We start from the raw sequence: 21,062 nt of genomic DNA on the forward strand, positions 1-21,062 counted from the left end.
GACCGAAGGGACACCACATGCCAGGGGAACCGCAGGACGACTGCCTGTTCTGCAAGATCGTCGCGGGGGCCATCCCGGCGACGATCGTCCGCGAGACCGACACCACCGTCGCCTTCCGGGACATCAACCCCCAGGCCCCCACGCACGTCCTGGTGATCCCCAAGGTCCACTACGAGAACGCCGCCGCCCTCGCCGCCGCCGAGCCGTCCGTCGCGGCCGACGTGCTCCGCGAGGCGCAGGCCGTCGCCGACGAGGAGAAGGCGGAGAGCTACCGCATCGTCTTCAACACCGGCAGCGGCGCCGGTCAGACCGTCTGGCACGTCCACGCGCACGTCCTCGGCGGCCGCGGTCTCGCCTGGCCCCCCGGGTAAGTCGCCGTGTCCGTACGCGAACTCGTGGTCCTCGGCACCGCCAGCCAGGTCCCCACCCGGCACCGCAACCACAACGGCTACCTCCTGCGCTGGGACGGCCAGGGCATCCTCTTCGACCCCGGGGAGGGCACCCAGCGCCAGATGCTGCGGGCCGGCGTCGCCGCGCACGACCTGCACCGGATCTGCGTCACCCACTTCCACGGCGACCACTCCCTCGGACTCGCGGGCGTCATCCAGCGCATCAACCTCGACCGGGTGCCGCACCAGATCACCGCCCACTACCCGAGGTCGGGCCAGCACTTCTTCGACCGGCTGCGGTACGCCACCGCCTACCGCGAGACCGTCACCCTCACCGAGGCGCCGGCCGACGCGGACGGTGTCCTGGCCACGACCCCCTCCTACACGCTCCAGGCCCGCAAGCTCTCGCACCCCGTCGAGTCGTACGGCTACCGCCTCGTCGAACCCGACGGGCGCCGCATGCTGCCCGACCGTCTCGCCGCGCACGGCATCAAGGGCCCGGACGTCGGCCGGATCCAGCGCGAGGGCGCCGTCGACGGGGTCCGGCTGGAGGACGTCAGCGAGGTCCGGCGCGGGCAGCGGTTCGCCTTCGTCATGGACACCCGGCTCTGCGACGGCGTGTACGCCCTCGCCGAGCGCTGCGACATGCTCGTCATCGAGTCGACCTTCCTCGACGAGGACACGACCCTCGCGGTCGAGCACGGTCACCTCACCGCCGGGCAGGCCGCCACCGTCGCCCGCGAGTGCGGCGTACGGCACCTCGTGCTCACCCACTTCAGCCAGCGCTACACCGACCCCGACGAGTTCGAACGGCAGGCGCGGGCCGCCGGGTTCGACGGCGAGCTGACGGTGGCTCACGACCTGCTGCGGGTGCCGCTTCCGAAGCGCAGATAAATCGGCCGTACGATGCTTTGATGCCCCTCCCCAAAGCGGAACTGCACCTGCACATCGAAGGCACCCTGGAGCCCGAGCTGGCGTTCGAGCTCGCCGCGCGCAACGGAGTCGAACTGCCGTACGCCGACACGGACGCCCTGCGCAAGGCCTACGCCTTCGAGGACCTCCAGTCCTTCCTGAACCTGTACTACGAGCTCATGGCCGTGCTCCGCACCGAACGTGACTTCGAGGACCTCGCGAACGCGTATCTGGCCCGAGCCGCCGCCCAGGGGGTACGACACGCGGAGATCTTCTTCGACCCGCAGGCGCACATCGCGCGCGGTGTCCCCATGGGCACGGTGGTGGACGGGCTGTGGCGGGCGCTCGGCGCGAGCGAGACGAACCACGGCGTCTCCACCCAGCTGATCATGTGCTTCCTGCGGGACGAGTCGGCCGAGTCGGCCCTTCGGACGCTGGAGGCCGCCAAGCCCTACCTCGACCGGATCGTCGGCGTCGGCCTCGACTCCGCCGAGGTCGGGCATCCGCCCGCGAAGTTCCGCGAGGTGTACGAGGCCGCCGCGGCCCTCGGTCTGCGGCGCGTCGCCCACGCCGGGGAGGAGGGGCCGCCGGAGTACATCGTCGAGGCGCTCGACGTGCTCGGCGTGGAACGCATCGACCACGGGCTGCGGTGCGTGGAGTCACCGGAGCTGGTGGCCCGACTGGTGCGGGACCGTGTACCGCTGACGCTGTGCCCGCTGTCCAACGTGCGACTGCGGACGGTCGACGTACTGGCCGACCATCCGCTGCCCGCCATGCTCGACGCCGGGCTGCTGTGCACGGTCAACTCCGACGACCCCGCCTACTTCGGGGGATACGCGGGGGACAACTTCGACGCGGTGAGCTCGGCACTGGGCCTGGGCGAGGAGCAGTTGCGGGAGCTGGCCCGCAACTCCTTCGTCGCGTCCTTCCTGGAGCATGACGAGGAGCGGCGGGAGCGGTATCTCGCCGAGGTGGCGGCGTACGAGTTCTAGGGCCCCCGGCGGGGGGCGTGTTCAGGCGGCTGTCGCCTTGTCGTACGCCTGGGTCTCCACCTGGATCTCCACCACCGGCAGCGGGCGCCTGCCCACGCCCAGCGCCACCGCGGTCATCGGCGCCGTGATCACCAGCAGGCCCGCCGCCAGGACCAGGCCCATCGCCGGGAAGCCCGCCTGGGCCGCCAGCAGGCTGCCCGTCAGGGGGCCCGCCGCCGTGCCCAGGGAGGACGCCGAGCCGACCAGGACCGCCCATCTGCCGCGCGGGTCCAGGGAGGCGGCCAGGCCTATGACGTACGACAGGACGATCGGGTAGAGCGTGTTCCAGGCGATCTCACCCGTCGCGAACGTCGTCAGGTCGGTCGCGGACGCGCTCAGCGCGATGCAGGCGGCGATCAGAGCCGTGCCCCCGCCGACCGGCAGGGCGTGGCCGAGGCGGGGCCCGAGGGTGCCCGCGCCGATGACGCCCAGCAGGCCCGCGCCGAGCGCCACGGCGAAGACCGCGCCGACCGTGGTCTCCGTCAGATGGGCCTGGGTGAGGCCGATCCGGCCGCTGACGCCCCAGAGCGCGTTCTGGGCGAGGGACCAGCAGGGGAGCGTGGCGGCGAGGAGCAGGCCGGCCCGCAGATGGGGGAGCGGGGTCCTCGTCCGCCGGGTCCGCGGGGTCGGGGTGTGCAGCGGGAGACGGTTCGTCAGGGGCCAGACCGCCAGGGCGGTGAGGGCGATCGCGGCCAGCGGCTGCCCGTGGCCCGGGCCCAGGTGCGGGACGGTCAGATAGACGGCACCCGCGAGCGCGGAGACGCCGAGCAGGCCGAGCGTGGTCGTCCGGTGCGGGTCGCGCTGCGCGGCGATGCCGGTGGCGGCGACCGTGGTGGCCGTACCGGATCCGAACCCGCCGATCACCGCGCCGGTGACGACGGCCACTACGCTGCCGCTGAGCGCGGCCCAGCCGTAGCCGGCCACCGCGAGGGCGAGTCCGACGCGCGCCAGCCTCCGCGCGCCGATCCGGTCCACCTTCGACGCCAGCAGGAACCCCGCGGACGCCGAACTCAGCAGCAGCGCGCTGCCGACGGCGCCCGCCTGGGTGGCGGTCAGAGGCAGCCCCGAGTCCAGTCTGCCGACGGTGGTCGGCAGGAGGTACGGGGCGAGGTACCCGGCGGTGAAAAGGGCGACGAGGGGCCAGGGGATGGTGCGGGGGGCGAACACGGGCGTTCCAAGGGCATGCGAAAGGAGCGGCTCAAGAAGGGGATTGGGCGCCGACCGTCGACGGACAGGAACGCGCGGGCAATTTGTATCAAGCACGCGGTTCCGGAAAGAAGCGCGGGGGGTGTGATCTGAGGCACGTCGCGTTTCGGGCGAGGGAGGGCGGGTAAAAGCGCCCGCCCCGGCAACGCCCCAAGGGGCGCGAGGAACTGCGCGACCAGCCACGACGGCGCGGCAGCAGCGCGACGGCCTAGGGCGGCACCCCCTCAGGGGCGCGGGGAACTGCGCGACCAGCCACCACGGCGCGGCAGCAGCTCGACGGCTTGGGGCGGCACCCCCTCAGGGGCGCGGGGAACTGCGCGACCAGCCACGACGGCGCGGCAGCAGCGCGACGGCCTAGGGCGGCACCCCCTCAGGGGCGCGGGGAACTGCGCGACCAGCCACCCACGGTGCCGCAGCAGCGCGACGGCCTACGGCGGCACCCCCGCAGGGAACCGCGCGATTCGTCTCCCCTCATGGATGACGTCCACGTAGGGAGATGCGCGAGAGTGGGTCTCGATACCGGCGACCTCGTAGGAGAGACCCTGTGAACCTCACGATCACGGACGTACGGCTGACCCCGATCCTCGTCGCCGACCCGCCCCTGCTCAACACGCAGGGCGTGCACCAGCCGTACACCCCCCGGCTGATCGTCGAGGTGGAGACCGCCGACGGGGTCGTCGGGCTCGGCGAGACGTACGGGGACACCAAGTACCTGGAGCTGGCGCGGCCGTTCGCGCAGACGCTGGTGGGGCGACGGGTCAGCGATCTGAACGGGCTGTTCACCCTCGCCGACGACGTCGCGGTCGACTCCGCGCTGGTCTCGGGGCAGGTCGACGTCGGCGGACTGCGCGGTGTCCAGACCGCCGACAAACTGCGGCTCTCGGTCGTCTCCGGGTTCGAGGTCGCCTGTCTGGACGCGTGGGGCCGGGCGATCGGGATGCCCGTGCACGCCCTGCTCGGCGGGAAGGTGCGGGACACCGTCGAGTACAGCGCGTACCTGTTCTACAAGTGGGCCGACCACCCCGAGGGCGTGGCCTGCGAGAAGGACGACTGGGGCGCGGCGCTGGACCCGGCCGGGGTGGTGGCGCAGGCGCGGCAGTTCACCCAGCGGTACGGATTCACCTCGTTCAAGCTCAAGGGCGGCGTGTTCCCACCGGAGCAGGAGATCGCGGCGGTCCGCGCGCTGGCCGAGGCCTTCCCCGGGCACCCCCTGCGGCTCGACCCCAACGGGGCCTGGTCCGTGGCGACCTCGCTGAAGGTCGCCGAGGAGCTGGGGGACGTCCTGGAGTACCTGGAGGACCCGACGCTCGGCACGCCCGCCATGGCCGAGGTGTCCGCGGGGACCGACGTGCCGCTCGCCACCAACATGTGCGTGACGACCTTCGCGGAGATCAAGGAGGCGTTCACCAAGGACGCCGTGCAGGTGGTGCTCTCGGACCACCACTACTGGGGCGGGCTGCGCAACACCCAGCAACTCGCCGCGATCTGCCGGACGTTCGGGGTGGGCGTCTCCATGCACTCCAACACCCACCTGGGCATCTCGCTGGCCGCGATGACCCACGTGGCGTCGACGGTCCCGAACCTGCACCACGCCTGCGACTCGCACTACCCCTGGCAGTCGGAGGACGTGCTGACCGAGCGGCTGACCTTCGAGGACGGGTCCGTGCGGGTCGCTGACGCACCCGGCCTCGGCGTCGAACTCGACCGCGAGAAGCTGGCGTTCCTGCACCGGCGGTGGCTCGACGACGACGGGTCGCTGCGCGAGCGCGACGACGCGGCGGCGATGCGGGTCGCCGAACCGGGCTGGGTGACGCCGGCGGTGCCCCGCTGGTAGGGCGCGGCGTCCCGGCCCCACGGGGGGTCGTCGGGTTTCGGCCGAGCCGGGCGTACTTCTGGTGCGTGGGGTGCGTGGGGTGCGTGGGGTGCGTGGGGTACGCGCGCGGCGGGGGCGCACCGACCGGATCCGGACGCGGTCGCCACGGCACCCTGGGCCGCTCCCGCCCCGGGGGTCCCACCGGGCGCGGCGCGGGACGGCGGGCCGGCGCCGTCGACACCCCTGACGTGCCGGGCGGGTCGCGGGTGAGCGGCGGCCGGTTGTCGGTGACGTGGTGCAAACTGGCCTGATCGGCACCACGTCAGGGAGCGCACCGTGATCGCGTCCGGGAAGGGACCGTCGTACGACACCGGGACAGCCGGGCACCGTCAGGCCCAGGTCGACCCGCTGGCCGCCGTGCGCACACCGGACGACCCGCCCTGGGACGTGTATCTGACCGGCCCCGTCTTCCTCGACATCATCTTCACCGGGCTCGACTCCGCCCCGGTGCGCGGGACCGAGTCCTGGGCGCGCGGGATGGGGTCGAGCCCCGGCGGTGTCGCCAACATGGCGACCGCGCTGGCCCGGCTCGGCCTGAGGACGTCCCTCGCGGCCGCCTTCGGCTCCGACCACTACGGCGAGTACTGCTGGGACGCGCTGGAGCAGGGCGAGGGCATCGACCTCTCCCCGTCCCGCACGGTCAGCGGCTGGCACTCCCCGGTCACCGTGTCGATGGCCTACGAGGGCGAGCGCACGATGGTCTCCCACGGCCACGAGCCGCCCCCCGAGGAGCCGGCCCCCGACTGCCCGCCGCGCGCGCGTGCCGCCGTGGCGTCGCTCGTGCCGGGCAAGCGGGCCCCCTGGATCGCCCAGGCCGCGAGCAAGGGCACCAAGATCTTCGGTGACGTCGGCTGGGACGAGACCGGGGCGTGGGACCTGGCGGGGCTGGCCGACCTGGAGCACTGCGAGGCCTTCCTGCCGAACGCCGAGGAGGCCATGCGCTACACCCGCACCTCCTGCCCGCGCGAGGCGGCCCACGCCCTCACCGCGCACGTGCCGCTCGCGGTGGTCACCCTCGGCGCGGAGGGCGCGTACGCGGTGGACCGGCGGACCGGGGAGAGCGCCGAGGTCCCCGCCATCGCCGTGGAGGCCCTCGATCCCACCGGCGCCGGTGACGTCTTCGTGGCCGGCTTCGTCACCGGCACACTGGCCGGCTGGCCGCTCGCCGACCGGCTGGCCTTCGCGGGGCTCACGGCCGCCCTGTCGGTCCAGGAGTTCGGCGGCTCGCTGTCGGCGCCGGGCTGGTCCGAGATCGGGGCGTGGTGGCGCCGGGTCCAGTCCGTGCCCGGCCAGGACCCCGCGGCCCTGCGCCGCTACGGCTTCCTCGCCGACCTGGTCCCGACGGAACAGGCCCGCCCCTGGCCCCTACGCCGCGCAGTACCGACGATCGGCTTCCGCCGCTCGGCGTGAGACCGCGCGGGCCCGGCGCCGGCTCCTGGGGCTGCGGTACCGGCGGTGCGGGTGAGGCTCTGCGCGGGCCCGGCGCCGGCTCCTAGGTCGGCGGTACCGGCCGTGCGGGTGAGGCTCTGCGCGGGCCCGGCGGTGGCGGCTCCATCGGGCGGTACCGGGGATCGGTTTGCGGCGCTTGGCGTGAGGCCTGGCGGGGGCCCGGCGCTGGCCGCGTCGGCGGGCGGTACGGGGCGGTACCGACGATCGGCTTCCGCCCCTCGGAGTGACGCCGCGCGGAGGCCCACGGCGTTGGCCGCTGGGTCGGGCGGTGTCGTCGATCGGTTTGCGCCGCTCGGCGTGGGGCCTTGCGCAGGCCCGCTGCGCTGGCTCCTGGGCCGGGCGTACCGGTGATCGGGTTCCGCCGCTCGGCGTGACGCCCCGCGCGGGCCCACGATCCTGGCCCCCGCGCCGGGCGGTTCCGACGCTCGGCTTCCGCCGCTGGGCGTGAGACTCCATCCCTCGGCCCGAGGCCCGCCCCGCTCGGCCTGAGGCCCCGCCCCGCTCGGCCTGCCGCCCCGCCCCTCGGCCCGAGGCCCCGCCCATCCGCCTACCGCCCCGCCCCTCGGCGTGACGGCCCCCGTCAGCGACCGGCCGCGCGGGCCAAAACCGCCGTGACCTCCTCGCGGACCACGTCCCACGCCTCCGCGGGCAGGGTGCCGAGCGAGGTGCGGGACAGGGCCTCCAGGGCCGGGGCGGGGTCCGTGGCGCACGGGACGCTCTCGCACGAGACGTCGTAGCCGACGCGCACCGCGACCCTCAGGACGTGGTCGTCGCGCACGGCCGTGGTCACGACCAGGGGCGGTTCGCCGCCGGGGGCGTCGGGGAGCTTGCGGTGGCCGCTGGCAAGAGGGGTGCGCCAGCGCAGGCTGAGCAGGAGCGGACGCTTCGCCGTCAGTTCGGCGAGGTCCGTCTCGTAGGGGCCCTGCGCGTCCAGCGCCGTGGCGCGGGCGTCCAGGACGAGGGCCGCGGGCAGCAGACAGCGCAGCGTGCTGCCGACGATGTTCCCGCCGACCGTCGCGGCCCGGCGAACGGCCCCCGTGCCCACCCGCGCGGCCGCCCCGCGCAGCGCCTCGGGAACCCGGTCGTCGACCCGGGACAGCAGCACCGCCGCCCCCAGCTCCTCGGCACCGAGCACATTGGCCTCCGGCACCTCGCGCAGCGACATCGCCTGCTCCGGGAAGCCGTCCCGCTGCCAGACGGCCCACTGGAGCGTGGCACCACCGACGGGTATCGCTCCCTCGGACAGGCACCGCTGTGCCTCGGACACGGACGTGGGCAGACGCAAGAGCACGGCCGACCTGCTTTCCCCGGCGGGCGGGCGACCTCGTCGCCCCGAACATGTGTGGCACCGACGGGCGGATTCTGCCCACGCGCGCGGGGGTCGCATGCAGGGCTCACCGCTGCACCGAGGGCGCCCTCCATCCTCCGGCACCCCGGCACCGGCCCGGGCCCGAAAAGCCCTACGGGGTTGTCAGTCCCCCGGCGTACCCTGGAAACCGCCAGGCCGCCCGAGTGGCGGGCGAGTCGTTTCGAGGAGGACGAGCAAGGCCTTCAGAGCCGGCCCATGACTCAGACACCCACAGATCGCACACCCGCGCAGGGGCAGGCGAGAGCAGAGTTCACCGTCCCCGCCCAGCACCCCATGGTGACCGTGCTGGGGTCCGGCGACTCCCTGCTGCGCGTGATCGAGACGGCCTTCCCGGCGGCCGACATCCATGTCCGGGGCAACGAGGTCAGCGCGGTCGGCGACCCGGCCGAAGTCGCCCTCATCCAGCGCCTGTTCGACGAGATGATGCTGGTGCTCCGCACCGGACAGCCGATGACGGAGGACGCAGTGGAACGCTCGATCGCCATGCTCAGAGCGAGTGAGAACGGCGAGGGTGACGGCCCGGAGACCCCGGCCGAGGTGCTCACCCAGAACATCCTCTCCTCGCGCGGCCGCACGATCCGGCCCAAGACCCTGAACCAGAAGCGGTACGTCGACGCGATCGACAAGCACACGATCGTCTTCGGCATCGGCCCCGCCGGTACCGGCAAGACCTACCTCGCCATGGCCAAGGCGGTCCAGGCCCTGCAGTCCAAGCAGGTCAACCGCATCATCCTGACCCGCCCCGCGGTCGAGGCCGGCGAGCGGCTCGGCTTCCTGCCGGGCACGCTCTACGAGAAGATCGACCCGTACCTGCGCCCGCTGTACGACGCCCTGCACGACATGCTGGACCCGGACTCGATCCCCCGGCTCATGGCCGCCGGGACCATCGAGGTCGCCCCGCTGGCGTACATGAGGGGTCGCACCCTCAATGACGCCTTCATCATCCTGGACGAGGCCCAGAACACCAGCCCCGAGCAGATGAAGATGTTCCTCACCCGGCTCGGCTTCGACTCGAAGATCGTGATCACGGGTGACGTGACCCAGGTCGACCTGCCCAACGGCACCAAGTCGGGTCTGCGGCAGGTGCAGGACATCCTGGAGGGCCTCGACGACGTCCACTTCTCCCGCCTGTCCTCGCAGGACGTCGTACGGCACAAGCTCGTCGGCCGTATCGTCGACGCGTACGAGCAGTACGACAGCGAGCACGGCACCGAGAACGGCACCCACAAGGGCGGCCGGGGCGGGCAGTCCGGGCACAAGGGGAAGTAGAAGCAACCGCACCATGTCGATCGACGTCAACAACGAGTCCGGAACCGAGGTCGACGAGCAGGCGATCCTCGACATCGCCCGCTACGCGCTCGCGCGGATGCGCATCCACCCGCTCTCCGAGCTGTCGGTGATCGTCGTGGACACCGACGCCATGGAGCAGCTGCACATCCAGTGGATGGACCTGCCGGGGCCGACGGACGTCATGTCCTTCCCGATGGACGAGCTGCGTCCGCCGTCGAAGGACGACGACGAGCCCCCGCAGGGCCTCCTCGGCGACATCGTGCTCTGCCCCGAGGTCGCCAAGAAGCAGGGTGAGGAGGCGCCGACGCAGCACTCCATGGACGAGGAGCTCCAGCTGCTCACCGTCCACGGCGTGCTGCACCTGCTCGGCTACGACCACGAGGAGCCCGACGAGAAGGCCGAGATGTTCGGCCTCCAGGCGGCCATCGTGGACGGCTGGCGCGCGGAGAAGGGCCACACGGGCCCGTCCCCGGCCCCGACCGTGTCATGAGCCTTCCCCTCGTCTCCGGCGCGATCGCCCTGGTCGTCGTCGCGTGGCTCGCCGCCTGCGCGGAGGCGGGCCTCGCGCGGATGTCCAGCTTCCGTGCCGAGGAAGCCGTCCGTTCCGGCCGCCGCGGCAGCGCGAAGCTCGCCCAGGTCGCGGCCGATCCGACCCGCTATCTCAACGTGGCGCTGCTGGTGCGCGTCGCGTGTGAGATGGCGGCGGCCGCGATCGTCACGTACGCCTGCCTGAAGGAGTTCGACGGGACCACCGAGGCCCTTTTGGTCGCCATCGGTGTCATGGTGCTGGTGTCGTACGTCGCCGTGGGGGTCTCCCCGCGCACCATCGGCCGCCAGCACCCGTTGAACACGTCCACGGCGGCCGCGTACGTCCTGCTGCCGCTCGCGCGGATCATGGGCCCGATCCCGAACCTGCTGATCCTCATCGGCAACGCGCTCACTCCCGGCAAGGGTTTCCGCCGCGGGCCCTTCGCCTCCGAGGCGGAGCTGCGTGCGCTGGTCGACCTCGCGGAGGCGGAGTCGCTGATCGAGGACGACGAGCGCCGGATGGTGCACTCGGTCTTCGAGCTCGGCGACACCCTCGTACGGGAGGTCATGGTCCCGAGGACGGACCTGGTCGTCATCGAGCGTTACAAGACGATCCGGCAGGCCCTCACCCTCGCCCTGCGCTCGGGTTTCTCGCGCATACCGGTCACCGGGGAGAGCGAGGACGACATTGTCGGGATCGTGTATCTGAAGGATCTGGCCCGCAAGACGCACATCAGCCGGGACGCGGAGAGCGAGCTGGTGTCGACGGCGATGCGGCCCGCGGCCTTCGTGCCGGACACCAAGAACGCCGGTGACCTGCTCCGTGAGATGCAGCGGGACCGCAATCACGTCGCCGTCGTCATCGACGAGTACGGCGGCACCGCCGGCATCGTCACGATCGAGGACATTCTCGAGGAGATCGTCGGCGAGATCACGGATGAGTACGACCGTGAGCTGCCGCCGGTGGAGGAGCTGGGCGAGGACCGCTACCGGGTGACCGCCCGTCTGGACATCACCGACCTGGGCGAGCTGTACGGGCTCGACGAGTACGACGACGAGGACGTGGAGACCGTCGGCGGGCTGCTCGCCAAGGCGCTGGGCCGGGTGCCGATCGCCGGGGCCTCCTCGGTGGTGGAGCTGCCGGACGGGCGTGGGCTGCGGCTCACCGCGGAGGCGGCGGCCGGGCGGCGGAACAAGATCGTGACCGTGCTGGTGGAGCCGGTGGAGCCGCCGAAGGAGGAGGACGAGCCGGAGTGACCCCCGAGCAGCTGCGCGCCTTCTGTCTCTCCTTCAACGCCGCGGTGGAGGAGTTCCCGTTCTCGCCGGAGATCTCCGTCTTCAAGGTGCGGGGCAAGATGTTCGCGCTGAGCTGGATCGACGCGCGGCCGCTGAAGGTCAACCTCAAGTGCGACCCCGAGGACGCTATCCGGCTGCGGGGTGAGCACGAGGGGCTGATCGCTCCCGGGTACCACATGAACAAGCGGCACTGGAACACCGTCACGGTCGACGGGGGGCTGCCGGACCGGCTGGTGCGCGAGCTCGTCGAGGACTCCTACGACCTGGTCGTGGCCGGGTTGCCGCGGGCCGAGCGGCTGCGGCTCGACCGCTCCTGAGGCCTCGCGGGACCCTTGGCGGGCCGGGGTCCGGGGTCTACGTATGCTCGGCTCATGACCGACAGCAGCGCGCTTGACCCCGAAGACCGCAAGATCGTCACCCTCGCCCGTTCCGCGCGGGCGCGCAACGGTGTGCCCGAGGGCGCGGCCGTGCGGGACGAGACGGGGCGTACGTATGTGGCGGGCACGGTGGAGCTTGCCTCGCTGCGGCTGAGTGCGCTGCGGACGGCGGTGGCGATGGCCGTGGCGTCTGGGGCGAGATCGTTGGAGGCGGCGGCGGTGGTGACTGAGGCGGAGGGGGTCGCCGCGGAGGACCTCTCGGCGGTGCGGGATCTGGGTGGGGCGGGGACGCCGGTGCTGGTCGCCGGGCCGGACGGGGCGGTGCGGGAGACGCTCGCCGCGGGGTGAGCGAGCGCGGGCGGGTCCCGCGCCTGCCTCCCGGCGGCGTCGAGGAGTCCGTGCCGCCGTCGGTTCAGAGGGCGTCGGGGCCGCGTTCGCCCGTGCGTACCCGTACGACCGTCTCGACCGGCAGCGCCCACACCTTGCCGTCGCCGATCTTGCCGGTGTGGGCGGCCTTGACGATCGCGTCGATCACGGCGTCGGAGTCGGCGTCCTCGACGACGACCTCGATGCGGACCTTGGGGACCAGGTCGACCTGGTACTCGGCGCCGCGGTACACCTCGGTGTGGCCGCGCTGCCGGCCGTACCCGCTGGCCTCGGTCACGGTCAGGCCGTGCACGCCGATCTCCTGGAGCGCCGTCTTGACCTCGTCGAGGCGGTACGGCTTGACGATCGCGGTGATGAGCTTCATGCCTGGGACTTGACCTTCTGGGCGGAGGGGACGACGGAGGAGCTGACCGGGGCGCCGTGGCCCAGGACGCCGTGATCGTATGCCGTCTCGGCGTGCACCGTAAGGTCGAGACCGGTCTGCTCCTGCTCCTCGGTGGCCCGGAAGCCCAGCACCTTGTCGATCAGCTTGGCGATGCCGTACGTCACCAGGAAGGCGTACGCGCCCACGGTGACCACGGCCACCAGCTGCTTGCCGAGCTGGGCGAGGCCGCCGCCGTACAGCAGTCCCTCGGTGGAGCCGGTCATCGACTCCACGGCGAAGACGCCGATCAGGAGGGTGCCGATGACGCCGCCGACCAGGTGGACGCCGACGACGTCGAGCGAGTCGTCGTAGTTCAGCCGGAACTTCCAGCCCACGGCGTACGAGCAGACGACACCGGCGGCGAGGCCGACGACGAGCGCGCCGAGCAGGGAGACCGAGCCGCAGGAGGGTGTGATCGCGACCAGACCGGCGACCGCGCCGGACGCGGCGCCCAGCGTCGTCGCGTGGCCGTCGCGCTTCTGCTCGACGAAGAGCCAGCCCAGCAGGCCCGTGCAGCCGGCCGCGAGGGTGTTGAGGAACGCGGCGGCGGCGAGGCCGTTCGCGCCGAGGGCGGAGCCGGCGTTGAAGCCGAACCAGCCGAACCACAGCAGACCGGCGCCGAGCATGACCATGGGGAGGTTGTGCGGGCGCATGGCGTCCTTCTTGAAGCCCAGGCGCGGGCCGAGGACCAGGCAGAGCGCCAGTCCCGAGGCGCCGGAGGTGATCTCGACGGGGAGGCCGCCCGCGAAGTCGAGGGCGCCGAGCCGGTCGAGGATCCAGCCGCCGGGACCCCAGACCCAGTGGGCGACCGGAACGTATACGAGCAGCGCCCAGACGGGGACGAACACCAGCCAGGCCCCGAACTTCGCCCGGTCCGCGACCGCGCCGCTGATCAGCGCGGCGGTGATGATCGCGAAGGTCAGCTGGAAGGTGGCGAAGAGCAGGGTGGGGACGGTGCCCTTGACGCTGTCGGGGCCGAGCCCGGACATGCCCGCGTGCTCCAGGCCGCCGATGAGTCCGCCGCCCGCGTCCTGGCCGAAGGCGAGCGAGTAGCCTGCGGCCAGCCACACCACGGTGACCAAGGCGATCGACACGAAGCTCATCATGAGCATGTTGAGGACGCTCTTCGTGCGGACCATGCCGCCGTAGAACAGGGCGAGGCCCGGGGTCATCAGCAGGACGAGGGCGGTGGCGGCCAGCAGCCAGGCGGTGTCGCCGGTGTCGATCTCTGCGGCTCGGGCGGCTTGGGCGGCGGCGAAGGTCACGGAGGTCTCCAACGGGAGTGGGGGCTCGTCAGAGGGTCACCGGCCCGCGTTTCCGGACGTGTACAGGTGTGTTTCGGCGAGGTTTCATTGCCGTGGGGTTACCGGCGGCTCACCGTCGGCGGCGTGTGCGGACGGATGTACGGCGGGGCTCCGGGGATCAGGGAGAATGGGGCCCATGAGCGTGCGCAGTCAGTCATCCGAGCAGTCCGCCGAGTCCGGGCACCGTGCGGGCTTCGCCTGCTTCGTGGGCCGTCCCAACGCGGGCAAGTCCACCCTCACGAACGCTCTGGTCGGCAAGAAGGTGGCGATCACCGCGAACCAGCCGCAGACCACGCGGCACACGGTACGCGGCATCGTGCACCGGCCCGACGCCCAGCTGATCCTCGTCGACACCCCCGGGCTGCACAAGCCGCGCACGCTGCTCGGTGAGCGGCTCAACGACGTCGTCCGCACCACGTGGGCCGAGGTCGACGTGATCGGGTTCTGCATCCCGGCGAACGAGAAGCTCGGTCCCGGTGACCGCTTCATCGCGAAGGAACTGGCGGCGATCAAGAAGTCCCCGAAGGTCGCCATCGTCACCAAGACGGACCTGGTCGACTCCAAGACCCTCGCCGAGCAGCTGATCGCGATCGACCAGCTCGGCAAGGAGCTGGGCATCGAGTGGGCGGAGATCGTCCCGGTGTCGGCGACGGCGAACAAGCAGGTCGACCTGCTTGCGGACCTGCTGATCCCGATGCTCCCCGAGGGGCCCGCGCTCTACCCCGACGGCGAGCTCACCGACGAGCCCGAGCAGATCATGATCGCGGAGCTGATCCGAGAGGCCGCGCTGGAGGGCGTGCGCGACGAGCTCCCGCACTCCATCGCGGTGGTCGTCGAGGAGATGCTCCCCCGCGAGGACCGCCCCGCGGACAAGCCGCTCCTGGACATCCACGCCTTCGTCTACATCGAGCGCCCCAGCCAGAAGGGCATCATCATCGGCCCCAAGGGCAAGCGCCTGAAGGAGGTCGGCATCAAGAGCCGCAAGCAGATCGAGGCCCTGCTCGGCACGCCGGTCTTCCTGGACCTCCATGTGAAGGTCGCGAAGGACTGGCAGCGGGACCCGCGCCAGCTGCGCAAGCTGGGCTTCTAGAAGCCCGGGGACCTCCCGACGCGCCCAGGGCCTACTCCACTGCCTTGATCCGTCCCACCAGCACCGCCCCCGCGAGCCCCACGGCCGCCGCCACCGCGTACAGCACCCGGTATCCGCCCAGGTGCGTCACGATCGGCGCGGCCAGGGCGGGGGCGGCGACCTGGGGGAGGGCGTTGGCGACGTTGATGACGCCGAGGTCCTTGCCGCGGTCCAGGGCCGTGGGCAGCACGTCGGTCATCAGAGCGAAGTCGACCGACATGAACACCCCGAGGCCCACCCCCAGCAGCGCCGCCACCACGATCGCGCTCGGCCAGGTCTGCCACCCGGCCAGCAGGGCCGTCGCCGCCGCCATCAGCACCCCGGACCACCGCACGAACGGCTTGCGGCGGCCCACCCGGTCCGACAGGACGCCGCCCACCACGACCGTGGCCAGCAGCGTCACGCTGTTGACCGCGGTCAGGACGAGCACGCCCTGCTCGGGGTCGTCGTGGCGCAGACCGTCCCGCAGGTAGTAGAGGAGGTAGAGGATCACCAGCGCGTTGCTGAGGTTGATCAGGAAGCGGGTCAGCCAGGCCCAGGCGAGGTCCGGGTACCGGCGCGGGCTCAGCCAGAAGCCGCGCGCGAACGACCCCCAGGACCAGGGCGGCCGGTCCGCGGCCGGCAGGCTGAGATCGCGGTGGCGCAGCACGTACGGCAGCACCCCCGCGAGGGTGAACACCGCGCACGCCGCGTAGCCCGCCGCGATGCCGCCCGCCGCGGTCGCCAGTCCCGTGCCGACGACCGCGCCCAGGATCTGCGCCGCGCCGATCCAGCCGCCCACCACGCCCCGCTGGAGCCGCGGCACCCGGTCCGGCACGGCCGCCGTGACCGCCGCGAAGGCCGCGTTCAGGGTGAGTTGGACCAGGCACCAGCCGAGGGTCATGAGCCACAGTCCGTCCGCCCCGGCGAGCAGCAGCAGCGACAGCGCGCCGCCCGCCGCACCGGCCACGATCCACGGGCTGCGGCGGCCCCAGCGGGCCGTGGTGCGGTCGGACAGGGCGCCGAAGAAGGGGTTCGCCGCCAGCGACACCACCGCGCCCGCCCCGGTCACCCACGCCAGCAGCGTCTCCTTCGACATCCCGGCGCCGGGCGCGAAGTCCTCCGCCTGCCGGGCCAGGAGGATCTGGAGCGGGCCGTACCAGCCCACCCAGATCGCCACGTTGGCCAGTGACAGCGCCGACGTCCAGCCCCGGCCGACCCGGTCGACGGGCTCCGCGAGGGCGCCGGTGGTCACCTCTGGGCCCGGAGCACGTCCCGGTACCAGCCGTAGGACGCCTTGGGTGTCCTCGCCTGGGTCTCGAAGTCCACGTGGACCAGTCCGAAGCGCCGCGCGTAGCCCTCCGCCCACTCGAAATTGTCGAGCAGCGACCACACGAAGTACCCGCGGACGTCGACGCCCGCCTCCACCGCCCGGTGCAGCGCGCGCACATGGCCGTCGAGGTAGGCGATCCGGTCCTGGTCGTCGGTGCCCGGGTAGGAGCAGCCGTTCTCGGTGATGACGACGGGCGGCAGCCGGTCGCCGTAGCGGTCCGAGAAGCCGGTGAGGAGTTCGGTGAGTCCCTCGGGGACCACCGGCCAGCCGAAGTCCGTCACCGGCACGTTCTCGATCTCCTCGACGGAGAAGGGGAGTTCGGCGGGGATGGTCAGGCCGCCGAACTCGATGTCGGTGCCCTGCGGGGCGCCCACGCGGGTCGGCGCGTAGTAGTTGACGCCGTAGAAGTCGAGCGGCTCGGCGATGACCTTGAGGTCGGCGGCGACGTCGCCCGGCATCAGATCGCCGAGGCCGGAGGGGTATTCACCCAGCAGGACCGGTTCGGCGAACAGGCGGTTCAGGAGCAGGTCGTAGAAGTCCGCGGCCTCCAGGTCGGGCTGCTCCTGGGAGGCCGGCCAGGTCGGGCCGTGCGAGTTGGCGATGCCGATGTCCGCGGCGCCGGCCGCGCGCAGCGCCTGTACGGCCAGGCCGTGGCCCAGGAGTTGGTGGTGGGCGGCGGGCAGCGCGTCGAACATCAGCTGCTTGCCCGGGGCGTGGGCGCCGAGCGCGTGGCCGAACAGGGTGTGTTCGGCGGGCTCGTTGAGGGTGATCCACTTCGTGACGCGGTCGCCGAGGCGGTCGGCCACGAGGGAGACGTACTCCGCGAACCGGGAGGCGGTGTCCCGGTCCAGCCAGTCGAGCGTGAGCGGCAGGTCCCAGTGGAAGAGGGTCGGGACCGGGCGGACGCCCGCGGCGAGGAGTTCGTCGACGAGGCGGTCGTAGAAGTCGAGGCCGCCCGGGGAGTTCACCCGCGGCCAGGAGATCGAGAAGCGGTACGCGTCCACGCCCAGGCCGGCCAGCAGGGACACGTCCTCGCGGTAGCGGTGGTAGTGGTCGCAGGCGACCACCGCCGTGGAGCCGTCCTTCACCCGCCCCGGCTCGGAGGTGAAGGCGTCCCACACGGACGGCTCGCGCAGGTCCGCCGCGCCCTCGATCTGGTGGGCCGAGGTCGAGACGCCCCACAGGAAGCCGGCCGGGAAGCGGGGTATCGGATGCTGTTCAGTCGCCATGGGCCGGATCATCCGTACCAGCGGTAACGGAAGTCAACGGGCAAGCGGGAACCCGCGGTTACGCGCCCTCCTTCAGTACGCGCGAGATCAGGCTGCGCTGCTCCTCGGTCAGGCTCGGGTCGGCGGCGTAGACCGTCCTGTCGTCCACGGTGATCTCGTAGGCGAACCCGTCGGGCACGCCGAGGGGTGGTGTGCCCCGGCCGGCGGCGAGTGCCTGCTCGGCCAGGGCGTGCCACTCGTGGGCGTCGGACCGCCCCACGGTGTCCACCTCGGCGTGACGTTCGATGCCCGCGAATCCACCGGTACGGCTCACTCGAATACGCATGGGTCCGTGTCTAGTACGGAACTACGCCGTGCGCACCCCGACCCGCTCCCAGGCCTTCAGGACGGCCTGAAGCTCCTCGCCGTCCTGGTAGCGGGCCCTGGCCGCGGCCACGGTCAGCGCCGCGAAGTCGGTGAACAGGGCGTCCTTCTTGAGTTGGCCGCCGGTCAGGACGTCGTACCAGATCTGTCCGGCCCGCTCCCAGGCGTGGCCGCCGAGGGTGGTGGCGACGCTGTAGAACGCGTGGTTGGGGATGCCGGAGTTGATGTGGACGCCGCCGTTGTCGCGGCCGGTGCGGACGAAGTCGTCCATGGTCGCGGGCTGCGGGTCCTTGCCGAGGACGTCGTCGTCGTACGCCGTGCCCGGGGCCTTCATCGAGCGCAGGGCCGAGCCGGTGACGCGCGGGGCGAGGAGCCCGGCGCCGATCAGCCAGTCGGCCTCGTCGGCGGTCTGGCCGAGGGTGTGCTGCTTGATGAGGGAGCCGAAGACGTCGGACATCGACTCGTTGAGCGCGCCGGGCTGGCCGAAGTAGGTGAGGTTGGCCGTGTACTGCGTGACGCCGTGGGTGAGTTCGTGGCCGATGACGTCGATCGGGAGGGTGAAGTCGAGGAAGATCTCGCCGTCCCCGTCGCCGAACACCATCTGTTCGCCGTTCCAGAAGGCGTTGTTGTAGTTCTCGTCGTAGTGGACGGTGGCGTCCAGCGGGAGTCCGCCGCCGTCGATGGAGTCGCGTGCGTAGGCGCTCAGGAACAGCTCGAAGGTGGCCCCGAGGCCCGCGTAGGCGCGGTTGACCGTGGCGTCCGTTCCGGGCTCCTCGCCCTCGCCGCGGACCTTCCGGCCGGGCAGGTCGGTGCGGTGGCCGGCGTCGTGGATCGTGCGGTGCGGCTTGCCGGGCTCGGCGTCGGCGGGCGCGGCGATGGAGGGGGCGCCGACGACCGTGGTCAGCCGGCGGTGGGTGCGCTCGTAGGCGTCGCGCTGAAGGGTCCTGCGCGCGGGGTCGGCGAGCGCGGGGTCCTCGGACCGGGCGAGCTTGTCGAGGACGTGCGGTGGTACGACGGTGCAGAAGACGGGCTCTGGGCCCCCGTGGGTCGTCATGCCCGGCACCATTGCACTGCGTTATGTCCGTGTCACTACCCGCAACCATGATTGGTGAAATATGCGGACAGGGAACGGCACGCTCCGTGACGAAGTGGTATGGCGCACTTTTTGTCCACTTTGCGACCCTGGTCCCGCATACTGATACGGCGCCCCGCGTCCGAACCGGCTCGGCTACCATGCTTCGCATCATGCGTTTCGGGCTGCTTCTTCTTAGCTGCCGCGGCGAGGGCCTGTAGTCCAGGTCGACTCCCTCCCCGCGGAGCTTCGCGTTGCGTGTCGGCCGTCCTTTCCGGACATCCTGAGGAGCCCCCGCATCATGGCGAACCGCCAACAGCCCAGTTCCATGCCGATCCACAAGTACGGCCAGTACGAGCAGGTCGACATCCCGGACCGCACCTGGCCGAACAACCGGATCACCGTCGCCCCCCGCTGGCTCTCCACTGACCTGCGCGACGGCAACCAGGCCCTGATCGACCCGATGTCGCCCGAGCGAAAGCGCCGGATGTTCGACCAGCTGGTCAAGATGGGCTACAAGGAGATCGAGGTCGGCTTCCCGGCGTCGGGCCAGACGGACTTCGATTTCGTACGGTCGATCATCGAGGAGCCGGGCGCGATCCCGGACGACGTCACCATCTCCGTACTGACCCAGGCCCGCGAGGACCTGATCGAGCGCACGGTGGAGTCCCTGAAGGGCGCCAAGCGGGCCACCATGCACCTGTACAACGCCACCGCCCCCGTCTTCCGCCGCGTGGTCTTCCGCGGCTCCAGGGACGACATCAAGCAGATCGCCGTCGACGGCACGCGTCTGGTGATGGAGTACGCGGAGAAGCTGCTGGGCCCCGAGACCGAGTTCGGCTACCAGTACAGCCCCGAGATCTTCACCGACACCGAGCTGGACTTCGCGCTGGAGGTCTGCGAGGCGGTGATGGACGTCTACCAGCCGGGTCCGGGCCGCGAGATCATCCTCAACCTGCCCGCCACCGTGGAGCGTTCGACCCCCTCCACGCACGCGGACCGCTTCGAGTGGATGAGCCGCAACCTCTCCCGCCGCGAGTACGTGTGCGTCTCGGTCCACCCGCACAACGACCGCGGCACCGCCGTCGCCGCCGCCGAGCTGGCGCTGATGGCCGGTGCCGACCGCGTCGAGGGCTGCCTGTTCGGACAGGGCGAGCGCACCGGCAACGTCGACCTGGTCACCCTGGGCATGAACCTGTTCTCCCAGGGCGTCGACCCGCAGATCGACTTCTCCGACATCGACGAGATCCGTCGCACGTGGGAGTACTGCAACCAGATGGAGGTCCACCCGCGCCACCCGTACGTGGGCGACCTGGTCTACACGTCCTTCTCCGGCTCCCACCAGGACGCCATCAAGAAGGGCTTCGACGCCATGGAGGCCGACGCGGCCGCCAAGGGCGTCACCGTCGACGACATCGAGTGGGCCGTGCCGTACCTGCCGATCGACCCCAAGGACGTCGGCCGCTCCTACGAGGCGGTCATCCGGGTCAACTCGCAGTCCGGCAAGGGCGGTATCGCGTACGTCCTGAAGAACGACCACAAGCTGGACCTGCCGCGCCGGATGCAGATCGAGTTCTCCAAGCTCATCCAGGCCAAGACGGACGCCGAGGGCGGCGAGGTCAAGGGCTCCGACATCTGGGCGGTGTTCCAGGACGAGTACCTGCCGAACCCCGAGAACCCGTGGGGCCGTGTCCAGGTCAAGAACAACCAGTCGACCACCGACACCGACGGCGTGGACACGCTGAAGGTGGAGGCCACCGTGGATGGTCAGGACACGGTCCTGACCGGTTCCGGCAACGGTCCGATCTCGGCCTTCTTCGACGCGCTGCAGTCCATCGGGATCGACGTACGGCTGCTGGACTACCAGGAGCACACGATGAGCGAGGGCGCGTCCGCGCAGGCCGCGTCCTACATCGAATGCGCGATCGACGGCAAGGTTCTGTGGGGGATCGGGATCGATGCGAACACGACGCGTGCCTCGCTGAAGGCGGTCGTCTCCGCCGTGAACAGGGCTGCGCGCTAGAGGCTGCCGCACGGGGCCGGCCGCGGCGCCGTCGTGGCTGGTCGCGCCCCGCAGCGGAGCTGCTGACATCTGCAGCCCCGCGCCCCTGAGGGCATCACC

20 protein-coding genes are annotated in these 21,062 nt (G+C 71.7%); 12 read left to right on the forward strand and 8 right to left on the reverse strand.

What is annotated here, in order from left to right; all coding sequences use genetic code 11:
• The first annotated feature begins 17 nt into the window (after nt 1-17).
• Genes ACH41F_RS00720 through ACH41F_RS00730 form a run of 3 tightly spaced genes read left to right on the forward strand, consistent with a single transcriptional unit; the run spans nt 18 to nt 2,293 of the window.
• Nucleotides 18-371 carry an HIT domain-containing protein gene (locus ACH41F_RS00720; RefSeq protein WP_391229120.1) on the forward strand — a complete coding sequence of 118 codons (354 nt, stop codon included), beginning with the start codon at nt 18-20 and terminating at the stop codon, nt 369-371.
• 6 nt (nt 372-377) lie between these two features.
• The gene (locus tag ACH41F_RS00725) at nt 378-1,283 is read left to right on the forward strand and encodes a ribonuclease Z (protein ID WP_398831918.1); all 906 of its coding nucleotides are present in this window, start codon (nt 378-380) and stop codon (nt 1,281-1,283) included.
• A gap of 20 nt (nt 1,284-1,303) precedes the next feature.
• On the forward strand, nt 1,304-2,293 hold the full coding sequence (locus ACH41F_RS00730) for an adenosine deaminase (RefSeq protein WP_398831921.1): 990 nt from the start codon (nt 1,304-1,306) through the stop codon (nt 2,291-2,293).
• 21 nt (nt 2,294-2,314) lie between these two features.
• On the opposite strand, the gene ACH41F_RS00735 is transcribed toward ACH41F_RS00730, so the two are convergent.
• Nucleotides 2,315-3,499 (reverse strand): MFS transporter, encoded by a 1,185-nt coding sequence (locus ACH41F_RS00735; protein ID WP_398831923.1) that lies wholly within the window; start codon nt 3,497-3,499, stop codon nt 2,315-2,317.
• Between the two features lie 535 nt (nt 3,500-4,034).
• Between ACH41F_RS00735 and ACH41F_RS00740 the strand changes: the two genes are divergently transcribed.
• Together ACH41F_RS00740 and ACH41F_RS00745 are read left to right on the forward strand one after the other, a co-directional pair.
• Entirely contained in the window at nt 4,035-5,372 is a 1,338-nt protein-coding gene (locus ACH41F_RS00740; RefSeq protein WP_398831926.1) for a glucarate dehydratase family protein, read from the forward strand.
• A gap of 315 nt (nt 5,373-5,687) precedes the next feature.
• On the forward strand, nt 5,688-6,821 hold the full coding sequence (locus tag ACH41F_RS00745) for a PfkB family carbohydrate kinase (protein WP_391229129.1): 1,134 nt from the start codon (nt 5,688-5,690) through the stop codon (nt 6,819-6,821).
• Between the two features lie 619 nt (nt 6,822-7,440).
• Here the strand turns inward: ACH41F_RS00745 and ACH41F_RS00750 are convergent.
• Nucleotides 7,441-8,151: an FAD binding domain-containing protein gene (locus tag ACH41F_RS00750; RefSeq protein ID WP_398831929.1), complete on the reverse strand. Its 711-nt coding sequence runs from the start codon at nt 8,149-8,151 to the stop codon at nt 7,441-7,443.
• Between the two features lie 273 nt (nt 8,152-8,424).
• Here ACH41F_RS00750 and ACH41F_RS00755 point away from each other — a divergent pair, with 273 nt between their 5' ends.
• The 5 genes from ACH41F_RS00755 to ACH41F_RS00775 are packed head-to-tail and all read left to right on the forward strand — an operon-like array spanning nt 8,425 to nt 12,068.
• Nucleotides 8,425-9,498: a PhoH family protein gene (locus ACH41F_RS00755; protein ID WP_391229132.1), complete on the forward strand. Its 1,074-nt coding sequence runs from the start codon at nt 8,425-8,427 to the stop codon at nt 9,496-9,498.
• Between the two features lie 13 nt (nt 9,499-9,511).
• Nucleotides 9,512-10,009, forward strand: coding sequence for an rRNA maturation RNase YbeY (ybeY, locus tag ACH41F_RS00760; RefSeq protein ID WP_391229133.1), 498 nt, complete (start codon nt 9,512-9,514; stop codon nt 10,007-10,009).
• Complete coding sequence (locus ACH41F_RS00765; RefSeq protein WP_391229135.1) at nt 10,006-11,304, forward strand: CNNM domain-containing protein; 1,299 nt, start codon at nt 10,006-10,008, stop codon at nt 11,302-11,304. The genes ybeY and ACH41F_RS00765 overlap by 4 nt, the downstream gene beginning before the upstream one ends.
• Complete coding sequence (locus tag ACH41F_RS00770; RefSeq protein WP_391229137.1) at nt 11,301-11,660, forward strand: MmcQ/YjbR family DNA-binding protein; 360 nt, start codon at nt 11,301-11,303, stop codon at nt 11,658-11,660. The genes ACH41F_RS00765 and ACH41F_RS00770 overlap by 4 nt, the downstream gene beginning before the upstream one ends.
• A 54-nt stretch (nt 11,661-11,714) precedes the next feature.
• A complete protein-coding gene (locus tag ACH41F_RS00775; RefSeq protein ID WP_391229138.1) occupies nt 11,715-12,068 on the forward strand; it encodes a cytidine deaminase in 354 nt (117 codons plus the stop codon).
• Nucleotides 12,069-12,132: 64 nt separating this feature from the next.
• Here the strand turns inward: ACH41F_RS00775 and ACH41F_RS00780 are convergent, their stop codons facing one another.
• Both ACH41F_RS00780 and ACH41F_RS00785 read right to left on the reverse strand, forming a co-directional pair.
• A complete protein-coding gene (locus ACH41F_RS00780; protein ID WP_391229139.1) occupies nt 12,133-12,471 on the reverse strand; it encodes a P-II family nitrogen regulator in 339 nt (112 codons plus the stop codon).
• Complete coding sequence (locus ACH41F_RS00785; protein WP_398831933.1) at nt 12,468-13,808, reverse strand: ammonium transporter; 1,341 nt, start codon at nt 13,806-13,808, stop codon at nt 12,468-12,470. The genes ACH41F_RS00780 and ACH41F_RS00785 overlap by 4 nt, the downstream gene beginning before the upstream one ends.
• 154 nt (nt 13,809-13,962) lie before the next feature.
• On the opposite strand from ACH41F_RS00785, the gene era reads away from it, so the two are divergent.
• Nucleotides 13,963-14,925 carry a GTPase Era gene (gene era, locus ACH41F_RS00790; RefSeq protein ID WP_391229142.1) on the forward strand — a complete coding sequence of 321 codons (963 nt, stop codon included), beginning with the start codon at nt 13,963-13,965 and terminating at the stop codon, nt 14,923-14,925.
• Between the two features lie 31 nt (nt 14,926-14,956).
• Here the strand turns inward: era and ACH41F_RS00795 are convergent, their stop codons facing one another.
• From ACH41F_RS00795 to ACH41F_RS00810, 4 genes are read right to left on the reverse strand one after another with little or no spacing between them, the layout of a single operon-like run.
• Nucleotides 14,957-16,198, reverse strand: coding sequence for an MFS transporter (locus ACH41F_RS00795; protein WP_391229144.1), 1,242 nt, complete (start codon nt 16,196-16,198; stop codon nt 14,957-14,959).
• A complete protein-coding gene (locus ACH41F_RS00800) occupies nt 16,195-17,505 on the reverse strand; it encodes a GH1 family beta-glucosidase (protein ID WP_398831937.1) in 1,311 nt (436 codons plus the stop codon). The genes ACH41F_RS00795 and ACH41F_RS00800 overlap by 4 nt, the downstream gene beginning before the upstream one ends.
• A 58-nt stretch (nt 17,506-17,563) precedes the next feature.
• Nucleotides 17,564-17,830 carry a protealysin inhibitor emfourin gene (locus ACH41F_RS00805; RefSeq protein ID WP_398831938.1) on the reverse strand — a complete coding sequence of 89 codons (267 nt, stop codon included), beginning with the start codon at nt 17,828-17,830 and terminating at the stop codon, nt 17,564-17,566.
• 21 nt (nt 17,831-17,851) lie between these two features.
• Nucleotides 17,852-18,922, reverse strand: coding sequence for a M4 family metallopeptidase (locus ACH41F_RS00810; RefSeq protein ID WP_398831941.1), 1,071 nt, complete (start codon nt 18,920-18,922; stop codon nt 17,852-17,854).
• A 319-nt stretch (nt 18,923-19,241) separates the two neighbouring features.
• Between ACH41F_RS00810 and leuA the strand changes: the two genes are divergently transcribed.
• Complete coding sequence (gene leuA / locus ACH41F_RS00815) at nt 19,242-20,963, forward strand: 2-isopropylmalate synthase (protein WP_398831943.1); 1,722 nt, start codon at nt 19,242-19,244, stop codon at nt 20,961-20,963.
• Nucleotides 20,964-21,062: the final 99 nt, after the last annotated feature.

The sequence above is a fragment of the Streptomyces sp. NPDC020489 genome (assembly GCF_044386545.1).
In the GTDB taxonomy this organism is placed as follows: Bacteria; Actinomycetota; Actinomycetes; order Streptomycetales; family Streptomycetaceae; genus Streptomyces.

Coding starts and splice junctions, on each gene's coding strand:
- ACH41F_RS00720 (WP_391229120.1), top strand. CDS start 18: ATGCCAGGGGAACCGCAGGACGACTGCCTGTTCTGCAAGATCGTCGCG.
- ACH41F_RS00730 (WP_398831921.1), top strand. CDS start 1,304: ATGCCCCTCCCCAAAGCGGAACTGCACCTGCACATCGAAGGCACCCTG.
- ACH41F_RS00740 (WP_398831926.1), top strand. CDS start 4,035: ATGCGCGAGAGTGGGTCTCGATACCGGCGACCTCGTAGGAGAGACCCT.
- ACH41F_RS00755 (WP_391229132.1), top strand. CDS start 8,425: ATGACTCAGACACCCACAGATCGCACACCCGCGCAGGGGCAGGCGAGA.
- ybeY (WP_391229133.1), top strand. CDS start 9,512: ATGTCGATCGACGTCAACAACGAGTCCGGAACCGAGGTCGACGAGCAG.
- ACH41F_RS00765 (WP_391229135.1), top strand. CDS start 10,006: ATGAGCCTTCCCCTCGTCTCCGGCGCGATCGCCCTGGTCGTCGTCGCG.
- ACH41F_RS00775 (WP_391229138.1), top strand. CDS start 11,715: ATGACCGACAGCAGCGCGCTTGACCCCGAAGACCGCAAGATCGTCACC.
- ACH41F_RS00780 (WP_391229139.1), bottom strand. CDS start 12,471: ATGAAGCTCATCACCGCGATCGTCAAGCCGTACCGCCTCGACGAGGTC.
- era (WP_391229142.1), top strand. CDS start 13,963: ATGGGGCCCATGAGCGTGCGCAGTCAGTCATCCGAGCAGTCCGCCGAG.
- ACH41F_RS00800 (WP_398831937.1), bottom strand. CDS start 17,505: ATGGCGACTGAACAGCATCCGATACCCCGCTTCCCGGCCGGCTTCCTG.
- ACH41F_RS00805 (WP_398831938.1), bottom strand. CDS start 17,830: ATGCGTATTCGAGTGAGCCGTACCGGTGGATTCGCGGGCATCGAACGT.
- ACH41F_RS00810 (WP_398831941.1), bottom strand. CDS start 18,922: ATGACGACCCACGGGGGCCCAGAGCCCGTCTTCTGCACCGTCGTACCA.
- leuA (WP_398831943.1), top strand. CDS start 19,242: ATGGCGAACCGCCAACAGCCCAGTTCCATGCCGATCCACAAGTACGGC.